The organism is Streptomyces sp. NPDC005423, from assembly GCF_040606415.1.
Taxonomy (GTDB): domain Bacteria; phylum Actinomycetota; class Actinomycetes; order Streptomycetales; family Streptomycetaceae; genus Streptomyces.
In genome coordinates, this window is record NZ_JBEXET010000016.1 from 113,645 (window position 1) to 136,526 (window position 22,882).

Here is a 22,882-nt window from a genome sequence, read left to right on the forward strand (position 1 = left end):
GGTGTCCGACTCATCACGCGATACCGCCGAAGGCGCCGGCTGGGGCGCCGCGGAACACGGCGCGTACACCCGGCTGATGCCCGCCAAGGTCCAGAAGGTCTCCTGGCTCGACCCGAGAACACTGTGGGCCGCGCGCAACGGCGTGCTGGCGTCCTGGTTCGGGGACCCCACCGGCAGCACCCGCGGTCGCTGGGTGGCCCAGCGGGAGGCCGCCGGAGCCCCCGCCGACAAGGTGATCCGGCGGGCCGACCCGGACCGGTTCTCCTTCATGGTGATCGGCGACACCGGCGAGGGCGACGATCCCCAATACGCCGTCGTACCAGGCTTTCTGAAGGTCAGTCAGGACACCAGCTTCGCCCTCGTCGCGAGCGACGTGATCTACCCCGTGGGCAGCGCGGACGACTACGACACGAAGTTCTTCCGGCCGTACCAGGAGTACCGGGCACCGATCTACGCGATACCCGGCAACCACGACTGGTACGAGGGCCTCGGCGGGTTCATGCGCGTCTTCTGCGACGACGCTCCCCCGCTCACGCCGCCGCCCGCCCCGCGTCCGGCGTCCCGCGCCTGGTGGCGTGCCCTGCTGTGGCACCGGCCGCGCCCGTCCGACGGCCACCACCTCGACGAGGCACGGAAGTTGCGCTTCTCGATGGAGCAACAGGCGGTCCAGCCGGGCCCGTACTGGGCGATCGACGCCGGACCCGTGCGGATCGTGGGCATCGACACCGGTCTGCTCGGCACGATCGACGCCGAACAGGGCGCCTGGCTGCGCGAGGTGTCCCGGGGTCCCCGGCCGAAGATCCTCGTCACCGGGTCGCCGCTCTACGTGGACGGCGAGCACCACCCCTGCGCCATCGAGGGCGGCGGCACGGTCGACGCCATCGTCCGCGATCCGGACCACCACTACGTGGCGTCGATAGGCGGCGACATCCACAACTACCAGCGCTACCCGGTCGGTCTGGCGGACGGCCGCACCCTGCAGTACGTGGTGGCCGGCGGTGGCGGCGCCTTCATGCACGCCACGCACACCATCCCGCGCGTCTCCGTCGCGGGCGTCACCGAGCGGGACTTCCGCTGCTATCCGCTGCGCGGCGACTCCCTCGCCTTCTACAGCAGGCTCTACGGCCGCCGGCTGCGGCTGCGCCGCCTCTTCACCCTCACCGAGGCGGAGGCCACGGCCGTGGTCGCCGAGCGCCTCGGCATCCCGCCGACCCGTGATCCGGGTACGCCCGTCCGGGTCGGCCGGCGGGTGCGGCTGATCGCGAGCCTGCTCGGCGCCGGCGGCAGCCCCGACCGCACCTCGCGCGTGCGCCTTCCGGTGCGCAAGCTCTACACCCAGCTCTTCTCGCCCGGCTCGGCGACGTACAGCCCGCCGTTCTTCAAGTGCTTCCTGCGGCTGGACGTCACCCCGGACGCGGTCCGCCTGCGCTGCTTCGCCGCCACCGGCAACCGGGCGCAGGAGCTGGACCCGCCGGTCGAGGACGAGGTGACCATCCCGCTGAAGTGATCACACACCCGCAATGTCCGCCTGACACAATCGGGACAGAGCTGACGTACGACCGCCGGAGGAGCCCGTGCCGCCCACCTCACGCCCGTTGCGGAAGCTGGGCTTCCTGACGATCGGCCTGTTCGACGAGGCCGATCCCCGCCGGGGTCACGAGTCGACGCTGGAGATCATCGAACTGGGTGAGCGCCTCGGTTTCGACAGCGCGTGGCTGCGCCATCGCCACCTTCAGTACGGCATCTCCTCCCCCGTCGCCCTCATGGCCGCGGCCTCGCAGCGCACCAGCCGTATCGAACTCGGCACGGCGGTGATCCCGCTCGGCTGGGAGAACCCGCTCCGGCTCGCCGAGGACCTGGCGACCGTCGACATCCTCTCCGGGGGGCGCGTCAACCCGGGCGTCAGCGTCGGCCCGCCCATGCGGTACGACCGGGTCAAGGAGGCGCTGTACCCCGACACGGCCGACACCGAGGACTTCGGTTACGAACGGGTGCGCCGACTGCTGGGCTTCGTGCGGGGCGAGCCGGCCACCGACTTCAGCGGGGTCGAGGGCTTCGAGGTGTTCTCCGACCGGGTCCAGCCGCACTCTCCCGGTCTGGGACGCCGCCTCTGGTACGGCGGCGGCAGCGCGGGGTCGGCCCGATGGGCGGGCGAGCACGGGATGAACTTCCTGACGAGCAGTGTCGTCAAGGCCGAACAGCCGGACGAGGCACGGGACTTCGCCGAGATCCAGCTCTCCCACATCCGTACCTTCCGGGCCCACCACCCCGACGGCGACGCCGCCCGCGTCTCACAGGGCCTGGTCGTCATCCCGACCGACTCCGCCTCGCCCGAACAGCGCGCCAAGTACGCGGAGTTCGCCCGCAAGCGCACCCCTCGTACGACGGCACCGCAGGGCCCGGCCCGGCTGATGTTCGCGCCGGACCTGGTGGGCACCTCGGAGGAGCTCGCCGAACTCCTGCACGCGCACGCCGCGTTCAGGGAGATCGACGAGGTGGCGTTCGCGCTGCCGTTCACCTTCGAGCACGAGGACTACGTTCAGATTCTCACGGACATGGCGACGAAGCTCGGACCGGCGCTCGGGTGGCGGCCCGCGGGCTGAGACGGGGCGCTCGGGCCGCGCGGAGCAGCCCGGGCGTGCCTCCCTCGGTCACCAGCGGCCCGGCGCGGTGCCGACGAGGGGTTCCGACGGCTTGCCGTCGACGCCGCGGGGGATGTCGCCGGCGAGCATCACGCGGTGCATGACGCGGGGGAAGCCGAGGTGCGCGCTGTCGGCGGGCGCCAGGTGGATGGTGGCCCGGTTGTCCCAGAAGGCGACGGAGCCCGGCTCCCAGCGGAACCGCACCGTGTACTCGGGCCGGGTCGCCTGCTCCAGGAGCATCTGGAGGATCGCGGCACTCTCCGCGCGGGAGAGGCCGGCGATCTGCTCCAGGTAGTAGCCGTTGACGGAGAGCACCCGCTCCCCCGTCTCGGGGTGCACGCGTACCAGCGGGTGCACCGAGGCGACCTGATGGTCCATCAGATGCCGTACGTACGCGTCGTCGCCGAGACGGGGCTGGTAGCCGACGCCGAGCCGGTGCTCGGCGCGCAGCCCGTCGACGAACTCCCGCACCGGCCGCGAGAGTCCGGCGTAGGCGGCCGCCAGGTTCGACCACGTGGTGTCGCCGCCGTACGGCGGTACGGTCTCCGCGCGCAGGATCGTCGCGGCCGGCGGGTCGACACGTGCGCCGTGGTCGCAGTGCCAGCCGCGCAGCAGGGTGTGCCGGCGGCGCTGGAGCCACTCGTCCTGCTCCATGCCGAACCGCCCGCCCAACTCCAGCCGGTCGGCGGTGGTTTCGACCTCGGGGAAGTCCGCGGGCGACGCGCCGCCGCGCCGGCCGAGCACGACCGGCTCGCCGAACCGGCGCGCGAACGCCACCTGTCCGGCGTGGTCGAGGCGCTGGTCGCGGAAGAACACGACCTTCCAGCGCAGCACCGCGGCCCGTACCGCGGCTACCACGGTGTCGTCGAGCGGGCCGGCCAGATCCACGCCGGTGATCTCGGCCCCGATGTGTCCGGCGGCCGGCCGCAGGTCCAGCCCGGCCGCCCGTACCGCCTCGTCCGCGGGGGTCCTGTCCGTCGTCATGTGCGCTCCGTTGGTCGTCCGAACCGGCTCGGGTGAAGATCGTGGCAGCGATCGCCGCACGTGGCGACAGGTCACACCCGCCCCGCCCATACTGGGTGTACCGCACAGTCAAGGGAAGGTCCGATCTTGATCAGCATCCCGGCGCACACGCTCAACGACGGTACGCGCCTGCCCGCCATCGGGCTCGGCACCTGGCCGATGGACGACGCCGAGGCCGAGCGCGCCGTCGCCGACGCCCTCGGCGCGGGGTACCGCCTGCTCGACACGGCGACGAACTACCGCAACGAGACCGGTGTCGGCCGCGGCATCGCGCACGGCGGTGTCCCCCGCGAGGAGATCCTCGTGACGACCAAGCTCCCCGGCCGCCACCACGGCTACGAGGACACCCTCGCCTCCTTCGAGGAGTCCCGCCGGCGCCTCGGCGTGGAGTACGTCGACCTGTACCTGATCCACTGGCCGCTGCCGCGGGTCGACAAGTACGTCGACTCGTGGAAGGCGATGATCAAACTGCGCGAGGACGGTCTCGTCCGCTCGATCGGCGTCTCCAACTTCACGCCCGGCCACATCGAACGGCTGGAGAAGGAGACCGGCGTACTGCCCTCCGTCAACCAGATCGAGCTGCATCCGCTGTTCCAGCAGAACGAACTGCGCGCCTTCCACGCCGAGAAGGGCATCCGCACCGAGAGCTGGAGCCCGCTCGGCCGCGGCAGCGCCATCCTCGACGACCCCGCCGTCGTCACCATCGCGGAGGCGCACGGTGTCACCCCCGCCCAGGTGGTGCTGCGCTGGCACACCCAGATCGACGCCGTCCCGATCCCCAAGTCCGCCGACCCCGGACGGCAGCGCGCCAACCTCGACATCTTCGGTTTCTCCCTCGGCCCCGCGCAGCTGGCCGCCCTCTCCGACCATACTCCCGAGCGCCTCGGCGGGGACCCGGAAACCCACGAGGAGTTCTGACCGGACCCGGCCTTCCGCCCCAACCGCCGTGCTCTGCGAGCGAGTTGGCGGCGGATGCCCGCGCCCCCAGCCGAGAGGTGCCGAGAGGTCCTCGTCCACGCGTCCGCCGGCTGCCCCGGCGCCCGGCTACGACGAGCGGCGGTGCGCGCCGCCCCTCGTCGTAGCCGTGTCCGCGGTGTCAGGCCCGGTGGGCGCGGAGCGCGGCGAGCGCCCGGTCGGCGTGGGTGTTCATGCGCAGCTCGCTGGAGACGACCTCCAGGATCGTGCGGTCCTCGGCGATGACGAACGTGACCCGCTTGGTGGGCGCCAGCGAGAAGCCCCGCTTCACGCCGAACCGCTGCCGGATCGCACCGTCCGCGTCGGAGAGCAGCGGCATGCCGAGGCTGTGCTTCCCGGCGAACTCCCGCTGCTTGTCGACGGCGTCGCCGCTGATCCCGACCGGCCGCGCCCCGACGGCGGCGAACTCGGCCGCCAGGTCGCGGAAGTGGCAGGCCTCGGCGGTGCAGCCGGCGGTCAGGGCGGCGGGGTAGAAGAAGAGCACCACCGGCCCCTCACCGAGCAGTTCCGTGAGGCGGCGTTCCGCTCCGGTCTCGTCCGGGAGCGTGAAGTCCTCCACCTGGTCACCGATGTTCGGACTGCTGCTCATGCCTGCCCCTCCGCGTTCCTCGCGACATTCCTGGCCCACCATACGAGGGGGATCTGCAGCGGCAGCCGCCCGACGGCCGCCGCCTTCAGCGGAGCCGGCTTGTCCCGCCAGTCCAGGGCCATCTTCACGTTCGCGGGGAAGACGCCGACGAAGAACGCGGCCGTGGCGAGCGCGGCCGTACGCCGGGTGCGGGGCAGCGCCACGCCCGCCGCGAGCGCCAGCTCGACGGCACCGCTCGCGTAGGTCCAGGCCCGGGGCGTCCCCGGCAGTGCGCGGGGCACCGTCGCGTCGAAGGAGCGGGGCGAGGTGAGGTGGGCGACTCCGGCGGTCGCCAGCAGACCGGCGAGCAGCAGGGACGAGCGTTCGGACCGTGGCACGGTTCCTCCTCTGAAGGTCTGCGGCGCGATATTACTCGACGGTAGAGGACGGCCGGCAAGGCGCACCGCCCCTGGTTCGGGGCTTGGCCGGCTCCCTCCGCGAGGGACGCTCACCCCCGCGCCTCAGCACTTCCCGGGCGCACTGTGCCGGGCATGGAGTCTGGGCCCGGCCGGGATGGCGGTATTTCCGGCTCAGGCCTCGCCCGGTGCGGCGATGACGCCCGGCTCGGCCTCTTCCTCGATCGAGTGGGTCAGGAAGTCGTCGACCATGCGGTGGAAGAGCCCGGCCAGCTGCCGCAGTTCGTCCGCCGACCAGTCGGCGAGCGCAAGTTGCATCCCCCGGGCACCGGCGTCCCGGACCTGGTCGACGGCCTTCCGCCCGGCCGCGGTGAGTTCGATGCGCTGGGCTCGGCGGTCGTCGGGGTCGGCGACCCGGGTGACGTAACCGGCCTTCTGGAGCTGCTGCACCGTACGCGTCACGTGCGAGGCCTCGACGCCGAGCCGGTTCGCCAGTTCCCCCGGCCGCAGCGGCTCGGAGTCGGCGACCTGCCGCAGCAGCGCCACCGCCGCGCGGTCCAGCGGCACACCGGCCAGGGCCATGAGCCGGTCGTGCTGGCGGGCGCGCGTGCTCAGATAAGTGATGCGGGTCAGGGCCCGCTCGATCTCGATCACTTCCGGGGACGCGGGGGAGGTGGGCAGCGATGGCGAGGGCATGGACACCAGATTACCATATTGTTGCGTAACTCAAGTAACTCCGACGCATCGCGCGGGAAGGCCCGGTCGTCCGGTGACCACAGCTTTCCGCGGGCCTCGACAGGCCGGCGGGTAGGCTGGGACGCCGGGTGCTGGAAGGCGGGATGTGCGTGGTGCGGGAGCGGAACAGCGACAGGGCCGGCGGGACGTCCGGACCGCGGAGCCGCGCCGGCGAAAGGCCCGTGAACCGGTGCTGATCAGCGTGTACGTCCCGCTCATGGTGACCGTCGTCCTCGCGGTGGCCGTTCCGTGGGCCGCGCCCCGGCTGGCCCCGCGCCCGGCCGCCTGGTTCCTCGCCTGTGCGGCGCCGGTGACCGCGCTGGGCTGGCTGGGTTCCCTCGCGCTGCTGGCATTCGCCGGGCTGGTGCGGCTCCCGGAGGTCGCCGCCGAGGGGCAGTGGTCGGTGGCGGCCGTACGCGCGGCCGACCCGGTCTCCCTCACCGTCGCCATGGCCGCCGCCGTCACCCTGCCGGCCTCCGTCGCCGGACTGGCCGTCGCGGCCGTCCGGCAGACCCGGCAGCTGCGCTGGGCGCGCCGGGAGTGCCGGCGGCTGCCCGGCGGCACCGAACTGGCCGTTCTCGACCAGGAGTCGCCGGACGCCTTCGCGCTGCCGGGGACGCCCGGGCGGATCGTGGTGTCGCGCGGCATGCTGCGCTGTCTCGACGGCCGGGAGCGGGAGGCGCTGCTGGCGCACGAGCGGGCCCACCTGCGCGGACGGCACCATCGTTTCCAGACGGTGTGGCGGCTGAGCGCGGCCGTGAATCCGCTGTTGCGTCCGCTGGCCGGTGCGGGCGGCTTCGCCCTGGAGCGGTGGGCCGACGAGGAGGCCGCGGCGCGCGTCGGCGACCGCGTGGTCGTCGCCCACGCGGTGGGCCGGGCGGCGCTGGCCGCGTCCGCGAACCGGTCGCGGTCCGTGCTGGCCATGACCGGAGGCGCGGTACCGCGAAGGGTGCGGGCGCTGCTGGGCCCCCCTCCCCCGCGCCGGCGCCTGCCGTTCGTCGCGGGCGCCGCGCTGCTCCTCGTCTGCTGCGGAAGTCTGACGCACGCCGCGTTCGACAGCGAGCAGATGATCGACACCGCGCACCACGCGACCCACGAGCGGGCCGAGGCCTCGGCCGCGCGGGCTCCGCTCATGCCGACGCGAGCCCCCGTACCCGCTTCGACACCCGCTCCGGCACCCCCCGGGATGCCTGGGCACGGCCCGCGTCCCGAGCTCCTCCGCACCGCCGCCGACCTGCGCGAGGAGCTCGCGGAACCGAGCTGAGCAGGGCGTCCTCCGCGCCGGGGCGCGTGCTATCGTCGGCCCCGACCATCGCCAGGAATCCTGATGATTGTGTTCCTGTCGTCGCAGGGTTCCCGACGATCGGTCCGCCCCGTCACGCGCACTCCACGGATCGGAGCCGCATGTCCGTCCTGGCCCGGCCCCCGGTGGCCGCCTTCGTCGCCAAGTCCATGCAGCGCCTGTCCCGGTGGGCCGACCGGCGGCCCAGCGGACCCGGCTCGGCGGCCTCCTCCCATGCCCGCCTCCCCGAATTCCCGCGCCGTATCCGGGAGTTGACGGTCCGGACCGCGATCGCGCCGGCCCGCGTCACGGTCTACCTGCCGGCCGCCGAGGGGCCTCCCCCGCCGGTCCACGTGAACTTCCACGGCGGCGGTTACGTCATGCCGCTCACCGAACTCGACGACCCCCTGTGCCGTTTCCTCGCGGCGGAGGCCGGGGTGGCGGTGGTCAACGTCGACTACGTGGTCGCCCCGCAGCATCCCTTCCCGGCCCCGCCCCGGCAGGCCTACGACGTGGTCCGCTGGATCGCCGGGCACGGCGCCGAACAGGGCTGGGACGGCGCCCGGCTCACCGTGGGCGGCCAGAGCGCCGGGGGCGGACTCGCGGCGGCGGTGGCGCGCCAGGCCCTGGAGGAGGGGGGTCCCGCGATCGCGCTCCAGGTGCTGCACTATCCGCCGCTGGACCTCGCGACCTCCGCCAAGGAGAAGCGGGCCGCCATCCCCAAGCCGGTGCTGCGGCCCTGGATGGCGGAGGTCTTCGACACGTCGTACGTGCCGGAGGTGACGGCGCGTGCCGACCGGCTGGTGTCGCCCGCCCATCCGTCGGACACCGCGGACCTGCGGGGCATCGCTCCGGCCCTGGTGATCACGGCCGAGTACGACCTGCTGAGGGCGGAGGGCGTGCGGTACGCCGACCGGCTGGCGGCGGCGGGTGCCCTGGTCGAGCACTTCGACGTGACCGGGGCCGACCACGGCTACGACGGCAAGGACGACCAACGCGCCCTTCAGGTGTACGCCCTGATCGCCCGTCACCTGCGGGAGGCAGTCGGCCCCTCCGCTCCCGGCGTCTGAACCGGCCGTACGCACCGCCCACTTCACCGGCCGCCCCGGGCGACCGGTGACGTCCGGTGACCGCCGCGGGCGTCAGGCCGACGGCTTGGGCTCCGGCGGGGTGAGGCCGAACCGGCCCGCCGCCTCGGTCAGTTCGCGCCACACCTTGGGTGCCACCGGGATGCCCCGCGCACCGCGCCGCTCGGCGACGGCCGCACTGCGCTCACCGGGATAGAACACGCCCTCCGCGCCGTCCGCCGCCGGGAGCCGCTTGAGGGTGTCGAGGGTCTCGTCGACCGCCGCGGTGAACGCGGCCGGGTCACCGAACGCGGCCGGGTCGAGGGCGATCAGCAGGGCGTTCTGCCGGTGCTTGCGGCCCTGCGGGTCGTCGGAGTGGAACGCGGCGAAGATCGGCGCGCCGACCAGCACACTGGTGAGCAGCTCGAAGGCGAACGACATCCCCGACCCCTTGGCGCCCCCCAGCGGCAGCGGCATGACCGCCTTCTCCGGGTCGGTCGTCGGCGTTCCGTCCTCGGTGGCCGCCGCTCCCTCGGGCAGCGGCGTGCCGCTCGCCCTCGCCTGCTTGATCTTGCCCAGGGCGATGGTGGCGGTGGCCATGTCGAGCAGCACCGGCGCATGGCCCGAGGAGCCGGCGGTCGGTACGGCGACGGCGAGCGGGCTGGTCGCGACGGCGGCGCCCTTCACGCCCGTGTAGCCCATGTTGGGCATCCCGGCGACGTAGCCGATGCCGACGAGTCCCTGCTCGGCGATCTTCGCGACGTAGTACCCGATGGCTCCGGTGTGGACGGTACGGCGTACTCCCACGGCGGCGACGCCGTTGGTCCTGGCCCGGGTCACCGCCAGCTCGGCGGCGGCGGTGAGGGCGACCGGGCCGGGGGCGCGGTCGGCGTCCAGGACGGCCGCGGCGGGGGTGCTGGACTCCACCCTGATGTCGGCGCCGGCGTTGGCCACACCCTTGGCCAGCAGCTCCAGATAGGCGGGGACGCGGGCGATGCCGTGCGAGTCGACGCCGCGCAGCGCGGCCCACACGAGGACGTCGGCGGTGGTGCGGGCCTGCTCGGCGTCGAGGCCGCCCTTCTCCAGCAGGGCGGCGGAGAAGGCGCGAAGGTCGTCGGCGGCGACAAGTACCTTGCCCGGCTTGGGCGTTGCGGTGTCGGACATGGTGGCGGGTGCCTTCCTGGTTCAGCGGGTGACGAGGACGTCGACGACGGCGGTGCTGCCCTCCGCCACGGCCTTGAGCGCGCGCTCCAGTGCGGGCGCGAGGGCATCGGGGGTGTCGACGGTCTCGGTGTGCATCCCGAACGGTTCGGCGAACGCGGCGAGCCGGGGCAGCCGGTGCAGATCGGTGCCGAGCCACTCGCCGGTGTCGGCCGCGGCGCCGTCGGGGTAGAACCTGCGGTGGTTGAGGTTCATCGACTTGTAGACGCGGTTGTTGAACACCACGATGAGCAGCGGGAGTTCGTAGGCGTTGGACGCGTCGTAGGACTGGATGACGGGGTTGTACGTGAAGGCGCCGTCGCCGATGGTGAGCACCACCGGCCGTTCGGGGGCGGCGAGTTTGACGCCGAGGGCGACCGCGATGCCCTGGCCGAGGCCGCCCTGTACGTAGAAGTACGAGTCGGGGCCGGCCGTGCGGAGGTGGCGCTTGACGACGCGGCTGTGGGTGATGGTCTCGTCGACGACGATCGCGTCCCGCCCTGCCAGCACGCCCCGCAGGGTGGCGGCGGCCAGGACCGGGTCGATGCCCGCCGCGTCGCGGGCCTTCGTCTCGGCGGCGGCGATCGCGGCCTGTTCGTCGGCGTGCCGCCGCTCCTGGGCCGCGCGGCGTACGGCGACGGTGTCCGGGTCCAGTTCCTTCGCCCGCTTCGTCAGCTGGCGCAGGGTGTTGGCGACGTTGCCTTCCAAGTAGGCGTCGGCGAAAAGGACTTGGTAGGTGACGTGCGGACGCTGCGGTACCTCGTCGATGACGACGACCGTCGCCTTGGCGGGGCGGCGGGAGGGCGGATAGAAGGGGGCACGGCAGTTGACGAGGAGGATGAGGTCGGCCTCGTCCATCCACGGGCCGATGTCGCTGCCCGCGTGCAGGGGGTGGTCGCGCGGGAAGTTGCCGCAGACCGCCGAGTCGGGCTCGACGACGGGGAGGTGCCACGCCTCGGCGAAGGCGACGAGGGCCTCGAAGCCGCCCGTCTCACGGCCCGCCGTCTCGGTGACGATGACCGGGTTGGCCGCCTCGCGGATCAACTGCGCGACGGGGTCGACCTCTTCGGGCGAGCTGTGGGTGGAGCCCGGTGCGACGACGGGCTTGGCCTCACGGCCGTCCCACTCCTCCAGCAGGATCTCCAGCGGGATGTTGAGGTACGCCGGTCCGGCCGGGGCCCGCCACGCCAGTTCGGCGGCGCGGGTGACCATGGTGGGCAGCGTGTGGACGCTGGCCGCCTCGTTGGACCACTTGGTGAAGGGCTGCGCGATCTGGTGCGGGCCGCCCACGATCGACAGGTTGCGGTACCACTGGCCGCCGGGGTCCTGGCCGGGGCCGTCGCCGTACGTGGTCGACTCCGAGGAGCTGACCACCATGGGGACGCCCGCGAGCAGCGCCCCGTGGACGGCCATGGAGCCCTGGAGCAGACCGGGGGCCGCGTGCAGCAGTACGCCCTGCGGCCGGCGGGTGAGCAGGCCGTAGCCGGTGGCCATGCCGACGGCGACCGTCTCGTGGGTCAGGTCCAGATACCGCGGACAGGGCAGTCCGTCGCGGTGGCGGCGGGCGAGGGACTCCCACACCGGGGCCCATTCGGAGCCCGAGGAGCAGAAGAGGTAGTCGGCGCCGACGGCGTTGAAGGCGGAAACGAGAGCATCGCCGCCGTCGGCGCCCGGGGAGTTGGTGGTGTCGGTCATCTCTCGTGTTCCCTCAGCCCTCGATCGGCCAGTTCAGGACCTCGGAGATACCGCGGCCCATGATCCATTCAAGCTCCTCGGGCGTGAAGTCCCAGTGCTTGGTGAACTGCTCGATCGTGTCGGTGTAGGTGATGCCGTGGCCCAGCAGCCGGGTGATGTCGGTGCCGTAGAAGCAGCGCTGCGGGCCCAGTTTGTCGACCATCTCGCGCACGTACTTCTGGATGTTGTTGTTGGGGAACGGCTGTGTCGAGTAGCCGGGGAGCGCCGAGACCTTGACGTAGATGTTGGGGTGGGGGGCGAGGTCGGCGGTCTCCTGGACCCAGTAGCCGATCGCGTCGTCGACACAGCGGGCCATGATGCCCATGTGGTCGATGATGATCTTCAACTCGGGGTGCCTGGTGGCGATCTCGCCGAGTTCGCGCTTCCAGATCGGGGCGTGGACCATCGTCGGGACGGCGAGTTGCTCGGCGATCGGCCAGTACCAGTCGTTGGTGCCGTCGATCATCCAGTTGCGGTCCTGCGGCCGGTGGAAGGTGAGCCGGGTGCCCTTCACGTGAGGGTTCTGCGCGAAGTCCTTCAGCATCGCCGTGCCCTCTTCGGGCTTGTTCTGCGGAATGCGGGCCATGATGCCGAAGCGGTCGGGGTACGCCTCGCAGGCCTCCAGGGCGTAGTCGATCCGGTCGCCCTCCCAGGACGGCGGCAGGATCAGCGCGCGGTTGACGCCGGCCTCGTCCATCAGCTCCAGCGCCTCCTCGTAGGAGAAGGGGTCCTCGCGGTGTCCGTTGAGGCGGATGCGCTCCCGCGCGCCTGGGACCCAGGGGCGGTCCGGGGTCTCTTCCTTCCAGATGTGGATCTGCGTGTCGACGACGAACATGTCCTGAACTCTTTCTCTCGACGTGCTTGAGGAGCGGGGTGCGGAGGTGCCGCGGTGGGTGCCGCGTGGTGTGGAAGGAACGCTAGGCGGGTCGCGGGGCCTTGCCGAGAGCTGCGGATGCAAGCAGTAGTTGCGCGGATCACCGCTGTTCGCGGGGCGTTCCCGGGGTGTCTCAGGCGTCGCCGAAGACGGCGCCGACGATGTGCTCGGCGATCGCCATGGAGGCGGTGGCGGCGGGTGAGGGCGCGTTGCGGACGGCCGTGATCCGGCCCACCTGGTGGATGCGGAAGTCGTCGACGAGCGTGCCGTCCGGGTCGAGTGCCTGGGCCCGGACGCCCGCGCCGCCGCGCACGACGTCGCCGACGCCGACCCCGGGGACGTAGAGTCCCGCGTCCTTCATGAAGGACGCCCTGGAGAGCGAGCCACGGTACTCCTTGACGCCGGTGCGCCAGTGCTGGGCGGCCATGCGCCAGGAGCCGGGGTAGAGGGCCAGTCCGGCGAGGTCCCGCGGGGAGATCCGGCCGAGGGTGTAGCCCTCACGGGCGAGGGCCAGTACGGCGTTGGGGCCGACCTCGACGGAGCCGTCGACGCGGGGGGTGAAGTGCACGCCGAGGAAGGGGTATCGGGGGTCCGGTACCGGGTAGATGAGGCCGCGGACCAGGTGGGTGCGGTCCGGCCGCAGAAGCATGTACTCGCCCCGGAACGGAACGATCCGCGGCTCCTTCCTGTCCTGGGCGAGCCTGGCCACGGCGTCCGAGTGCAGGCCGGCGCAGAGGATCAGCCGGTCGACGCGGACCCGCTCCGGGCCCGAGCCGACCTCGATGCCACCGGGCACGGAGGTGACGGAGGTGACCGGGAAGCCCAGCCGCACCTCGCCGCCGGCGGCCTCGACGTCCTTGGCGAACTCCCGGGCGACAGCCGGGTAGTCGGTGATCGCGGTGCGCGGGGAGTGCAGGGCGGCGACCCCGCCCGCGTGCGGCTCCAGCTCCCGGATCTCCTCCTTGGAGATCCTGCGCAGCTCGGGCACATGGTTGTTCCTGGCCCGCTCGTACAGGTTCTCCATCCGGCCCAGCTCGTCCTCGCGGACCGCCACGACGAGCTTGCCGATCTCCTGGTACGGCACTCCCCGGTCCTGGCAGTACTCGCGCAGCACCGACACGCCTCGTACGCAGAGGTCGGCCTTGAGGCTGCCCGGCGGGTAGTAGATGCCGGCGTGCACGACGCCGGAGTTGTGGCCGGTCTGGTGGACCGCGACCCGGCGCTCCTTCTCCAGGACCACGACGCGGGTACCGGGCCGGCGCAGCGCGATCTCGCGGGCCGTGGCCAGCCCCACGATGCCGGCGCCGACGATGCCGATCGTCTCGTCGGCCATCGGCATCCTCCTCTCTTACGACGTGCTTGCGACTCTTCTGCGACGTGCGGTGGCGCTCAGGCGCCGATGTGGATGGCGACCGTCTTGACCCGGGTGGAGAAGCGCAGGACCTCGTCGCCCTGCTCCTTGTAGGCCGTGCCGGAGTCGCGGAACCCGCCGAAGGGCAGGTGCACGTCCCAGCCGGTGGTGGTGGTGTTCACCGCGATCTGGCCGCACTCGGCCTCGTCGGCGAAGCGCAGCGCGGAGGCGAGGTCGCGGGTGAAGACGGCGGCGGCCAGGCCGAATTCGGAGTCGTTGACGGCGTCGACGGCCTCGGTGAAGCCGTCGACGGCGCGGACGGCGAGGACCGGGCCGAAGACCTCCTCGCGCCAGACCGCCGTCTCGGGGGTGACGTCGGCGAGCACGGTCGGCTGTACGTAGCAGCCGTGGGCGCGCTCCCCCTCGGTGTCCGCGGCGCCGCCGGTGAGAACGGTGGCCCCCTGCTCCACCGCGCGGGCGAGGTCGGCGAGGACGGAGTCGCGCTGCTTCGGGCTGGACAGCGGGCACAGCGTGGTCGCCGGGTCGCTGCCCGGGCCGACGGTGAGGGCCTCGACCTCGGTGACGAGGAGCCGTACGAACTCCTCGTGCACGGGCCGGTCGACGATGACGCGGCTGGTGGCGGTGCAGCGCTGGCCGGCCTGCCCGAAGGAGGCGGCGACGACGGCCTTCGCGGCGGCCGGCAGGTCGGCGTCACGGAGGACCACGGAGGCGTTCTTGCCGCCGAGTTCGCCCTGGAAGCGGACGTTGCGGTCGGCGAGGCGGCGGCGGATGCGGCCGCCCACCTCGTTGGAGCCGGTGAAGGTGACTCCGGCGATCCGGGGATCGTCCAGGAGCGCCCCCTCGATCTCGGCGGTGCGGCCCGTCACCACGTTGAGGACACCTGCGGGCAGGCCGGCGTCGTGCAGGGCCCGGGCGAGGCGCAGGCCCGACAACGGCGTCTCGGTGGCCGGTTTGAACACGGCGGCGTTGCCGGCCGCCAGCAGCGGGGCGAGTTTGCGGGCCGGGGTGATCAGCGGGTCGTTCCACGGGCTGATCACCAGGATCACGCCGATCGGCTCCCGCTGGGTGTGCGTGCGGGTGCCGGGGCGGGCGTCGTGCAGGAGGGTGCCGTAGCCCTGGCGGGCCAGTCCGGCGTAGTAGTCGAGGAAGTCGGCGGACTTCAGGGTCTCCCCGCGGGCCTCGGCGCCGGTCTTGCCGTTCTCGGCGGTGACGTCGGCGGCGATCTCCTCGACGCGCGCGCGGATCAGCCTCGCGGCCTCGGTGAGGACGCGGGCCCGCTCGAAGGGGCTGGTGCGCTTCCATCCGGCGAAGCCGCGCTCGGCGTGGTCGTAGGCCCGGGTGACGTCCTTGGCGGCGAGGGCGGGGACGCGCGCGAAGGGGGTGCGGACATCGGCGGGGTCGTGCACGTCGATCCACTCGCCGCTCGTCACCCACTCCCCGCCCACGAGGGTTTCCAGGCTTCGCATGGAGATCACTTCCTTCGTCCGCCGCGGTGCGGAGCCGCGGTACTGCGCAGTCGACGGCCGCAGGGGGCCGTGTGCGACAACACACCATGTGGGGGCGGTGCCACCAGCCCCGCGGAGGCAGTCATAGGTTGCGCCGTGCGCGGGTCGGCGGAGGGTTCTTCCGTGCTGGAATCGGCGGGCCGGCCGGCCCGGGAACGGCCGTCGGGAGCCGAGGATCCGCTTAGAGAGGACCAGACATGGCCTACGCAGTCATCGCCCATTACTTCTGCGAGCCCGCCGACGAGGAAACGGTGCGCGCCGCCCTGCTGAAGGTGCGCGAGCTCACCCGGGCCGAGCCCGCGAACCTGGCGTACGAGGTGCATGCCGAGGCGGACACCCCGGGGAGTTTCGTGCTGTACGAGCGGTACGCCGACCGGGCCGGTTTCGACGCCCACAAGGCGGCCGGTCACTTCGACGAGCTGATCGTACGGACGGTGTGGCCGCTGCTGACCGACCGCAGGGTCACCTTCGCCGAGGTGCTGTGAGGACCCGCCGGGAAGCGCGGGGACGCGCTTCCCGGCCGGTGCGTCAGAACTCGTTGCCCCAGCAGTAGCGGGCGAGCGTCTCCACCAGCACCAGCTTGCGGCGCTGGTCCTCGGCGGAGAGCAGCGGCCGGTCCGCCACGTCGGCGAAGCCCCGGGACGGCGAGAGCGCCATGTCCTCCAGGTCCTTCAGCTCGGCGGCGGCGTCGATACGGGCCATCACCGTGTCGATCTCCTCCAGCTCGGCCGTCGTCGCGTCGACCACGCCCAGGCAGGCGTCCCGGTCCTCCGGCAGCGCCCTGAGCAGGTCGGCCTCGGCGTCGGTGCCCTGGTCGTACGGCAGGATCCAGCGGTCGGCGGGGACCTCGCCGTACAGGTGCTCGGCCGCGGCCCGGTCCACGGCGGCTGGGGCCCGCGGGCCGATGGAGACGCCGAGGCGTACGCCTTCTGGACGCTCGTCCAGGCGTACCGCCAGGGCCTCGACGGCGAGCGTGTCCTCGAAGGAGAGCGCGCCGGCGGCCGGGTCGACGGCGAGGTGGCCGGCGAGGAGGGGGTTGTTCAGCTGGATCAGGCGGACGCCCTGGGCGACCAGCGACTCCACCTCCGCGTGGATGATCTCCGCGAGTGCCTCGCCGAGTTCGCGGGCCGAGGCGGGGCCGCCGGACGCGGCCAGCGCGGGGTCGAAGGTGGTGGCGGCCAGATAGGCCGGGGACGGCAGGGAGACCTTGACGGCGACCACCGTGAGCGCGGTGAGCCGGCCGGCCCGGTCGGCGAGCAGCGGCCCGTTGGCCTTGGGCAGGGACTCCGCGACCCAGCGGGTGAGTCCGTCGGGGTCCGTCTCGCCGGTACGGCGGAAGCCGGAGACCGTGTCGAGGACCGCGCCGCGGAAGTCCGCGCGGGGGAAGTCGCCGTCGGTGACGACGGTGGAGCGGATTCTGCGCTGGAGGGCCACCGCCTCCCGCACGGCGGCCGTTTCGGCGGCGCGCAGGGCCTCCGGGTCACCCGCGGCGCGCGCGGCGGCCAGTTCGGGCGGCCGGACCAGGCTGCCGTGGTGGTCGATGCGGTAGTTGAACGTGTCCGCCATGGTTCAGCTGTCCTTTCCGGCCGGCTTGCCCGACACGCCCCAGGCCGCGAAGTCCAGCTCGTAGCCCAGCGATCGGAGGACCTCGTCGGCGATCTGCTGGTCCTCGTCCGCGGTGCCGCCGGCGATACCGAGGCCGCCGATGACCTCGCCGTCGCGTTTGATGGTGACGCTGCCCTCGGTGGCCATGATCGGCTGGGCCGCGCCGGGCAGTTGGGAGAGCTGGGAGAAGAACACCGGCTGGCTCTCCTGCCACTTCTTCAGCATCTTGCCGGGCCGTTGCATGATCGCGGCCGTGTAGGCCTTGGCGCGGGCGATGTCGGGGGTGAGCGGGCGGGCCCCGTCCGAGCGGCGGACGCTGACGACGAAGCCGCCGGCGTCCACCACGGCCACGCTCACCGCCTTCCCCAACGCGTGGGCGCGCTCGAGGGCGGCGTCGACGAGCTCTTCGGCGGCGTCGAGGGAGAGGCTGCTCATGCTGCTTCCTTCTGTGCGGTGAGGGTGCGGCGCAGGCGGGCGACGGCGGTGTTGTACTTGTCGGGCGTCTCCCAGTACATGGAGTGCGGGGCGCCCTCGACGATCTCCAGGTGCGAGCCGGCGAGCAGTTCGTGGGCGCGGGTCACGGTCGTGACGCTGAGCACCGCGTCCTTCTCGCCGGCCAGGAAGGCCACCCGTACGCCGGAGGTGCGGATCTCCTCCAGGGTCGGGCCGTCGGTGTCGAGGTTGCGCAGGTCCTGCATCCTGGCGACGTTGAAGGTGCCCATCTGCTGGAACAGGAAGGTGAGGTCGGCTCGTTCGCGCTGGAACTCCTTGGTGAGCAGCCGGTCGATGACGGGCAGCCTGACCGCCTCGGCCCGGTCGGCGGCGGCCAGTTCGCGCAGTTCGGGGTGGCTGATGCCGCCCAGGGAGTGGCCGAGCACGACGGAGCCGACCCGCTCGGGTCGCAGCAGACCGGCGCGGAGGGCGGCGACCGAGCCGATGGACTGGCCGACCAGCATGGCGTCGGTCAGGTCCTCCTGGTCGAGTACGGCGACGACGTCACCGGGGAAGTCCTGGCCGTCGAACTCGGGTGTGGAGGAGTTCGCGGCGGCGGGGGCGGCGGACTTGCCGAAGCCCCGCAGGTCCACGGTGATGACCGTGAACTCCTGGCGCAGGGCCGCGACTTGCTGCCACCAGGCGGCGTGGTGGCCGCCGCTGCCGTGCACGAAGAGGATCGCCGGACCGCTGCCGTGGCGCTCGTAGTAGATGGCGGTGCCGTCGGAGTCGGCGAGGGGCATGGGGGTGAACTCCTGTACGTGCGTGCTCAGTTGGGGCGGCGGGCGTGGAAGACCAGCTCGATCATGGTGTGGTCGGGGTCGTGGATGTAGCAGAACTTCGACTGGTTCTCCGGCCGTTCGACCGGCCGGGTGTGCCGGATGCCCAGCTCCCTGAGGTGGGCGAGGAAGTCGTCCCAGTCCTCGACCTCGACGGCGAAGTGGTAGGGCGCCATGCGCTCCATCTCCTCGACGGGGGTGAAGTGCAGGTCGAAGTTGCCCCGGGTCATCAGCACCACGCGGGTGTTGGACTTGGGCATGATGCGCTTCATCCCGAAGACCTTCGTGTACCACTCGGCGGTCCGGTCGGGGTCGGTGGTGGGGAAGTTGACGTGGTGGATGTAGCGGGGTGCGCTGCTCATGACGGGTTTCCTTCGCTCTGTACGGGGTTGGACAGGACACCGATGCCGCTGATCTCGATGTCCACGGTGTCCCCGGGTTCGAGCCGGCAGGCGGACTCGGCTCCCATCCACAGCACGTCGCCGGGGTGCAGGGTGACGTACTTGGTGAGCTCGACGATGTGGTCGTAGGGGTCGAAGACCATGTCGCCGGTGGCGAACGAGGCGCGGACCTCGCCGTTCACCCGGAGGGTGGTGGTCTGCGCGAGCGCGTCGACGTCGGTCTCGATCCAGGGGCCCATCGGCTTGAACGTGTCGCTGTTCTTGCTGCGCCAGAACGAGCGGTCCTGGTGCTGCCAGGTGCGGGCGCTGACGTCGTTGCCGATCGTCCAGCCGAAGACGGCGTCGCGGGCCTCAGCGGGCGAGGCGTGTTTGAGGGTGCGGCCGATGACGGCGACGAGTTCGGGTTCGGCCTCGAACCGGCCCTCGACGCCGGCCGGTCTGACGATGGGCCGGAGATGGCCGGTGAGCGCGTTGTTGGCGCGATAGCCGACCTCGGGCCGGGCGGGGGTCTCGACCCCGGCGTGCGCGATGTGGCGCGGATAGTTCATGCCGACCGCGTAGAACACGGGCGGGACGACGACGGGCAGCCACTGGGCGGTGGCGACGGGCACCGTGCCGATGACGGTGGGGTCGCCTCGCAGGGGGGAGCCGGAGAGCAGCTCGATCTCCTCCTCCCGCACGCGGCCCCACACCGGCCGTCCGCCGGCCGAGACCCGGGTGTACCTCATCCGCCTCAGCCCGCCAGCTGGTGGGAGACGCGCTTGGTGACGAGGTAGGCGTCGAGGGCCTCGGGGCCGCCCTCCCTGCCGTAGCCGCTCTCCTTGACGCCGCCGGAGGGGGCCTCGCCGACGGAGCCGCCGCAGTGGTTGATGGAGAGGATGCCCGCCTCCAGTCCGGCGGAGAGCTTCTCGGCGGTGGCGGCGGACTCGGTGAAGCCGTAGGCGGCCAGGCCGTAGGGGAGGGCGTTGGCGACGGCGAGGGTCGCGTCCAGGTCGGTGAACGGCACGATGGGCGCGAGCGGGCCGAACGGTTCCTCGTGCATCATCTCCGCGTCGGCGGGGACGCCGGTGAGGACGGTCGGGGCGAAGAACCAGCCGTCCCGGTCCAGGCGTTGACCGCCCACGAGCACCTCGGCACCGCGCGCGACGGCGTCGGCGACCAGGCGTTCCACGGTCTTCAGCCGCCGCTCGTTGGCGAGCGGTCCCATGGTGGTGCCGGCGTCGAGGCCGTCGCCGACGGTGACCGCCCGCGCGGCCTTCACGAACTCGGCGGTGAAGGGCTCGACCAGACTTTCGTGGACGAAGAAGCGGCTCGGCGAGGTGCACACCTGGCCGGCGTTGAAGAACTTCGCCTGGGCGGCCTTGCGGGCGGCCCGGACCGGATCGGCGTCGCCGCAGACGATGACGGGGGCGTGGCCGCCCAGCTCCATCAGGGTGGGCTTCATGAACTCGCCGGCCCGGGCGGCGAGCAGTTTGCCGACCGGGACGGAACCGGTGAAGGCGACCAGCCGGATCGTCGGCGAGGAGATCAACTGGGCGGAGATGTCGGCCGGTTCACCGAAGACGAGGTTGAGCACCCCGGCCGGCAGCCCGGCGTCGGCGTAGCAGGCGACCAGCGCGGCGGCGGTGCCGGGGGTCTCCTCCGCGGCCTTGATGACGATCGAGCAGCTGGCCGACAGCGCGGAGGAGAGTTTGCGGTTCGGGCCGCCCACGGGGAAGTTCCAGGGGACGAACGCGGCGACCGGGCCGACCGGTTCGCGGCGCACGGTGAGCAGGGTGCCGGGGGCGGAGGGGATGATACGGCCGTAGGCGCGGCGGGCGTCCTCGATGTGCCAGCGCAGGGTGTCGGCGGTGCGCAGGGCCTCGGTGGTGCCCTCCCGGAGCGGTTTGCCCTGCTCCTGGGCCATGACGCGGGCGATCTCGGGGGCGCGTTCGGTGATCAGGCCGGCGGCGGTGTGCAGGATCGCGGAGCGCTCGGCCACCGGGGTGGAGCGCCAGACACGGAACCCCTCGGCGGCGGCGTCGAGGGCGCGGTCGAGGTCGGACGGGGTGGCGAGGGGTACCTCTCCGATCACCTTCTCGGTGGCCGGGTTCACGATCGGGGCGGTACGTCCGGTGCCGCCCTGGCACCACTCGCCCGCGATGTACATGCGGACGGCGGGGTAGCCGTGGTCGGTGGTCATCAGTGGGTGCCCTCTCAGGCTTGCCGATTGGCTGAAGGGTGGGTCAGGAGGCGGAGGCGTCCTGGTCGCGGTTGGTGCGCAGGGCCCAGATGTGGTGGGGCGGGGTGGTCTCGTGGACCCGGGTCTGGTAGCCGTCGTCGACCCGGTCCATGTCCGCCGCGTACTCGACGCGGCCTCCGCACGGAGCGTGCAGGAAGCGGAAGACGTTGGAGCCGACCGTGTGGCGGCCGAGTCTGCGGGCCTCCCGCCAGCCCTGGTCGATCATGTGGTTGCCGCCCTCGACGACGTCGTCGAAGCCGGGCACCTCGTAGGCGACGTGGTTGACGCCGGCGCGGTCGGGACGGTGGCAGAGCAGCATGGTGTGCTGGTCGTCGTCGCCCGGCGCCTGCATGAACACGCCCATGGGTTCGACGATGTCGGTGGGCCGGAAGCCGAGCCGTTCCGTGTAGAAGGCGACGGCGCTCTCGCGGCCTTCCCTGCGGATGTTGAGGGCGACGTGGCACATGCGCAGGGGGTGGGCGCGGGTGAGCGGTTCGAGGGCGGTGTTCCAGCGGGCGACGCTGCCGTGCGCGTTGACGGGCCGGGGCGTGACGTCGGCGGGCTTCGGGCGGGCCAGGGTGAGTCCGACGCCGAAACCGCTCTCGTCCACGGTGTGGTGGACGCCGTCGGCGCTCTCGCGCACCTCGCGGTCGCGGCCCGCGGCGGCGACCAGCCGGGCCAGTTCGCCGGGGGCGTCCACGCCCCACACCACCTCGCGGAGGGTCGGGCCCGGCTCCACCGGGGGCGGCAGCAGGGGGCCTGGTTCGGTGTCCAGGCGCAGGGTCTGTCCGGTCAGGGTCTCGAACACCGCGTGTTCGTCGGTCCGTTCCAGCGGGAACAGCCCGAAGTCGCCGAAGAAGCGGGCGCATTCGTCTACGTCGTCGATGCCGTAGGTGACCGATTCGATTCTCTGGATTCCCATGGGTGCCTCGTTTCGCGGGTCGCCCGGCGAGCCTAGATTTCGGGTCGGGAAGGCCTCAATGGTCCGGGCTCGACTGAATTCGCAATCGTTTCTTGCGGCTACGACCGGATGGCCGGAATGGGATTCTGTGCGAACCATTCGGCGAGGAAGTCCAGGAACACGCTGACCTTGCGCGGGGTGGCCTGGCCGGGGCCGTAGATCGCGAACAAGGGGCGGTCGGGGACCGCCAGTTCGGGCAGCAGGACCTTGAGGGCGCCGGACATCAGGTCCTCGTAGGCCGGCCGCTGGGGCAGCAGGGCGATCCCGCGTCCGTGGACGGCCGCCTTCTGGAGGGCGATGTAGGAGTTGGACGAGAAGGCGATGTTGCGGATCTTGTGCAGGGTGCTGGCGTGGCCGTGGCCGATGCGCCAGACCGGGTCGTTGACGTGGACCAGGCAGTCGTGGTGGGCCAGCGCGTTGGGCTCGGTGAGCGGGCCGCCGCGCTCCAGGTAGGTGTCGGAGGCGCAGAGCACGAACGGCAGCGAGGCGATCTTCTTCAGCCGCACGCTGGAGTCGCGCAGGTCACGGGTGTGGAAGGCGACGTCGAATCCGCTGTCCAGGAAGTCGTAGGTGCGGTCCGACATGCCGCCGAGTTCGAACCGGACCTGGATCTTGGGGTGGGCGGCGGAGAAGGCGGCGATGGCGTCGCCGAGGTCGAGGCTGCCGATCCACTTGGGACAGATGATGCTGAGCGTGCCCTCGGCGCGGTCGTGCAGATGGGAGATGACGGCGTCCTCGGCCTCTATCTCGTCGAGGATGCGGGCGGCGAACTCCGCGTAGCGCAGGCCGGGTTCGGTGAGGCTCACCGAGCGGGCGGTGCGGTTGACCAGGCGGACGCCCACCTGCCGTTCCAGCTCGGCGACGTGGCGGGAGACCAGCGACCCCGACGAGCCCAGCTTCTTGGCGGCTCCGCTGAAGCTGCCGGCCTGCGCGACCGTGACGAAGCTGTGCATGAGCAGCAGACGATCCATGATTCCTCCGGTGGCCCACGTCTGCCAGGGGTGGGCCCCGGCGGCGGTGCCGGTCGTAC

Annotated in this window: 23 protein-coding genes; 6 read left to right on the plus strand and 17 right to left on the minus strand. The window is 72.2% G+C overall.

Features of this window, described 5'->3' with window-relative positions; genetic code table 11:
• Nucleotide 1 precedes the first annotated feature (1 nt).
• Both ABZT12_RS19045 and ABZT12_RS19050 read left to right on the plus strand, forming a co-directional pair.
• Nucleotides 2–1,507: a metallophosphoesterase gene (locus ABZT12_RS19045; RefSeq protein WP_356385332.1), complete on the plus strand. Its 1,506-nt coding sequence runs from the start codon at nucleotides 2–4 to the stop codon at nucleotides 1,505–1,507.
• A 67-nt stretch (nucleotides 1,508–1,574) separates the two neighbouring features.
• Nucleotides 1,575–2,603, plus strand: coding sequence for an LLM class flavin-dependent oxidoreductase (locus tag ABZT12_RS19050; RefSeq protein WP_356385335.1), 1,029 nt, complete (start codon nucleotides 1,575–1,577; stop codon nucleotides 2,601–2,603).
• A 48-nt stretch (nucleotides 2,604–2,651) separates the two neighbouring features.
• Here the strand turns inward: ABZT12_RS19050 and ABZT12_RS19055 are convergent, their stop codons facing one another.
• Entirely contained in the window at nucleotides 2,652–3,626 is a 975-nt protein-coding gene (locus tag ABZT12_RS19055; RefSeq protein WP_356385338.1) for a TauD/TfdA family dioxygenase, read from the minus strand.
• A 126-nt stretch (nucleotides 3,627–3,752) separates the two neighbouring features.
• On the opposite strand from ABZT12_RS19055, the gene ABZT12_RS19060 reads away from it, so the two are divergent.
• A complete protein-coding gene (locus tag ABZT12_RS19060; RefSeq protein WP_356385341.1) occupies nucleotides 3,753–4,583 on the plus strand; it encodes an aldo/keto reductase in 831 nt (276 codons plus the stop codon).
• Between the two features lie 178 nt (nucleotides 4,584–4,761).
• On the opposite strand, the gene ABZT12_RS19065 is transcribed toward ABZT12_RS19060, so the two are convergent.
• The 3 genes from ABZT12_RS19065 to ABZT12_RS19075 form a co-directional block, all read right to left on the minus strand.
• Nucleotides 4,762–5,229 (minus strand): peroxiredoxin, encoded by a 468-nt coding sequence (locus ABZT12_RS19065; RefSeq protein WP_356385343.1) that lies wholly within the window; start codon nucleotides 5,227–5,229, stop codon nucleotides 4,762–4,764.
• Nucleotides 5,226–5,606, minus strand: coding sequence for a MauE/DoxX family redox-associated membrane protein (locus ABZT12_RS19070; protein WP_356385346.1), 381 nt, complete (start codon nucleotides 5,604–5,606; stop codon nucleotides 5,226–5,228). Before ABZT12_RS19070 ends, ABZT12_RS19065 begins: the two co-directional genes overlap by 4 nt.
• Before the next feature lie 192 nt (nucleotides 5,607–5,798).
• Nucleotides 5,799–6,320 (minus strand): MarR family transcriptional regulator, encoded by a 522-nt coding sequence (locus ABZT12_RS19075; RefSeq protein ID WP_356385349.1) that lies wholly within the window; start codon nucleotides 6,318–6,320, stop codon nucleotides 5,799–5,801.
• A gap of 229 nt (nucleotides 6,321–6,549) precedes the next feature.
• On the opposite strand from ABZT12_RS19075, the gene ABZT12_RS19080 reads away from it, so the two are divergent.
• Nucleotides 6,550–7,623: a M56 family metallopeptidase gene (locus tag ABZT12_RS19080; RefSeq protein WP_356385352.1), complete on the plus strand. Its 1,074-nt coding sequence runs from the start codon at nucleotides 6,550–6,552 to the stop codon at nucleotides 7,621–7,623.
• Nucleotides 7,624–7,763: 140 nt separating this feature from the next.
• Complete coding sequence (locus ABZT12_RS19085; RefSeq protein ID WP_356385355.1) at nucleotides 7,764–8,711, plus strand: alpha/beta hydrolase fold domain-containing protein; 948 nt, start codon at nucleotides 7,764–7,766, stop codon at nucleotides 8,709–8,711.
• A 72-nt stretch (nucleotides 8,712–8,783) separates the two neighbouring features.
• Here the strand turns inward: ABZT12_RS19085 and ABZT12_RS19090 are convergent, their stop codons facing one another.
• The 5 genes from ABZT12_RS19090 to ABZT12_RS19110 all read right to left on the minus strand — a co-directional run bounded on the left by ABZT12_RS19090 (nucleotide 8,784) and on the right by ABZT12_RS19110 (nucleotide 15,354).
• Nucleotides 8,784–9,872, minus strand: a complete 1,089-nt coding sequence (locus ABZT12_RS19090; RefSeq protein WP_356385358.1) for an Ldh family oxidoreductase — start codon at nucleotides 9,870–9,872, stop codon at nucleotides 8,784–8,786.
• Nucleotides 9,873–9,893: 21 nt separating this feature from the next.
• Nucleotides 9,894–11,603, minus strand: coding sequence for a thiamine pyrophosphate-dependent enzyme (locus ABZT12_RS19095; protein ID WP_356385361.1), 1,710 nt, complete (start codon nucleotides 11,601–11,603; stop codon nucleotides 9,894–9,896).
• Between the two features lie 13 nt (nucleotides 11,604–11,616).
• Nucleotides 11,617–12,477 (minus strand): amidohydrolase family protein, encoded by an 861-nt coding sequence (locus tag ABZT12_RS19100; RefSeq protein WP_356385364.1) that lies wholly within the window; start codon nucleotides 12,475–12,477, stop codon nucleotides 11,617–11,619.
• Nucleotides 12,478–12,649: 172 nt separating this feature from the next.
• Nucleotides 12,650–13,849: an L-2-hydroxyglutarate oxidase gene (lhgO, locus tag ABZT12_RS19105; RefSeq protein ID WP_356385367.1), complete on the minus strand. Its 1,200-nt coding sequence runs from the start codon at nucleotides 13,847–13,849 to the stop codon at nucleotides 12,650–12,652.
• 56 nt (nucleotides 13,850–13,905) lie between these two features.
• Nucleotides 13,906–15,354 (minus strand): aldehyde dehydrogenase family protein, encoded by a 1,449-nt coding sequence (locus tag ABZT12_RS19110; RefSeq protein WP_356385370.1) that lies wholly within the window; start codon nucleotides 15,352–15,354, stop codon nucleotides 13,906–13,908.
• Nucleotides 15,355–15,590: 236 nt separating this feature from the next.
• Between ABZT12_RS19110 and ABZT12_RS19115 the strand changes: the two genes are divergently transcribed.
• Nucleotides 15,591–15,878, plus strand: coding sequence for a putative quinol monooxygenase (locus tag ABZT12_RS19115; RefSeq protein WP_356385373.1), 288 nt, complete (start codon nucleotides 15,591–15,593; stop codon nucleotides 15,876–15,878).
• 43 nt (nucleotides 15,879–15,921) lie between these two features.
• Here ABZT12_RS19115 and ABZT12_RS19120 read toward each other — a convergent pair whose 3' ends face one another.
• From ABZT12_RS19120 to ABZT12_RS19155, 8 genes are all read right to left on the minus strand, one after another.
• Nucleotides 15,922–16,959, minus strand: coding sequence for a methionine synthase II (cobalamin-independent)-like protein (locus ABZT12_RS19120; protein ID WP_356385376.1), 1,038 nt, complete (start codon nucleotides 16,957–16,959; stop codon nucleotides 15,922–15,924).
• Nucleotides 16,960–16,962: 3 nt separating this feature from the next.
• A complete protein-coding gene (locus ABZT12_RS19125; RefSeq protein WP_356385379.1) occupies nucleotides 16,963–17,433 on the minus strand; it encodes a heme-binding protein in 471 nt (156 codons plus the stop codon).
• Nucleotides 17,430–18,233 carry an alpha/beta hydrolase gene (locus ABZT12_RS19130; protein WP_356385382.1) on the minus strand — a complete coding sequence of 268 codons (804 nt, stop codon included), beginning with the start codon at nucleotides 18,231–18,233 and terminating at the stop codon, nucleotides 17,430–17,432. Before ABZT12_RS19130 ends, ABZT12_RS19125 begins: the two co-directional genes overlap by 4 nt.
• Before the next feature lie 26 nt (nucleotides 18,234–18,259).
• Nucleotides 18,260–18,631: a VOC family protein gene (locus tag ABZT12_RS19135; RefSeq protein WP_356385385.1), complete on the minus strand. Its 372-nt coding sequence runs from the start codon at nucleotides 18,629–18,631 to the stop codon at nucleotides 18,260–18,262.
• Nucleotides 18,628–19,398, minus strand: coding sequence for a fumarylacetoacetate hydrolase family protein (locus ABZT12_RS19140; RefSeq protein ID WP_356385387.1), 771 nt, complete (start codon nucleotides 19,396–19,398; stop codon nucleotides 18,628–18,630). The genes ABZT12_RS19135 and ABZT12_RS19140 overlap by 4 nt, the downstream gene beginning before the upstream one ends.
• Nucleotides 19,399–19,403: 5 nt before the next feature.
• Nucleotides 19,404–20,852, minus strand: a complete 1,449-nt coding sequence (locus ABZT12_RS19145) for an NAD-dependent succinate-semialdehyde dehydrogenase (RefSeq protein WP_356385390.1) — start codon at nucleotides 20,850–20,852, stop codon at nucleotides 19,404–19,406.
• A gap of 43 nt (nucleotides 20,853–20,895) precedes the next feature.
• Entirely contained in the window at nucleotides 20,896–21,813 is a 918-nt protein-coding gene (locus ABZT12_RS19150) for a VOC family protein (RefSeq protein ID WP_356385393.1), read from the minus strand.
• Between the two features lie 98 nt (nucleotides 21,814–21,911).
• Entirely contained in the window at nucleotides 21,912–22,823 is a 912-nt protein-coding gene (locus tag ABZT12_RS19155; RefSeq protein WP_356385395.1) for a LysR family transcriptional regulator, read from the minus strand.
• Nucleotides 22,824–22,882 lie beyond the last annotated feature (59 nt).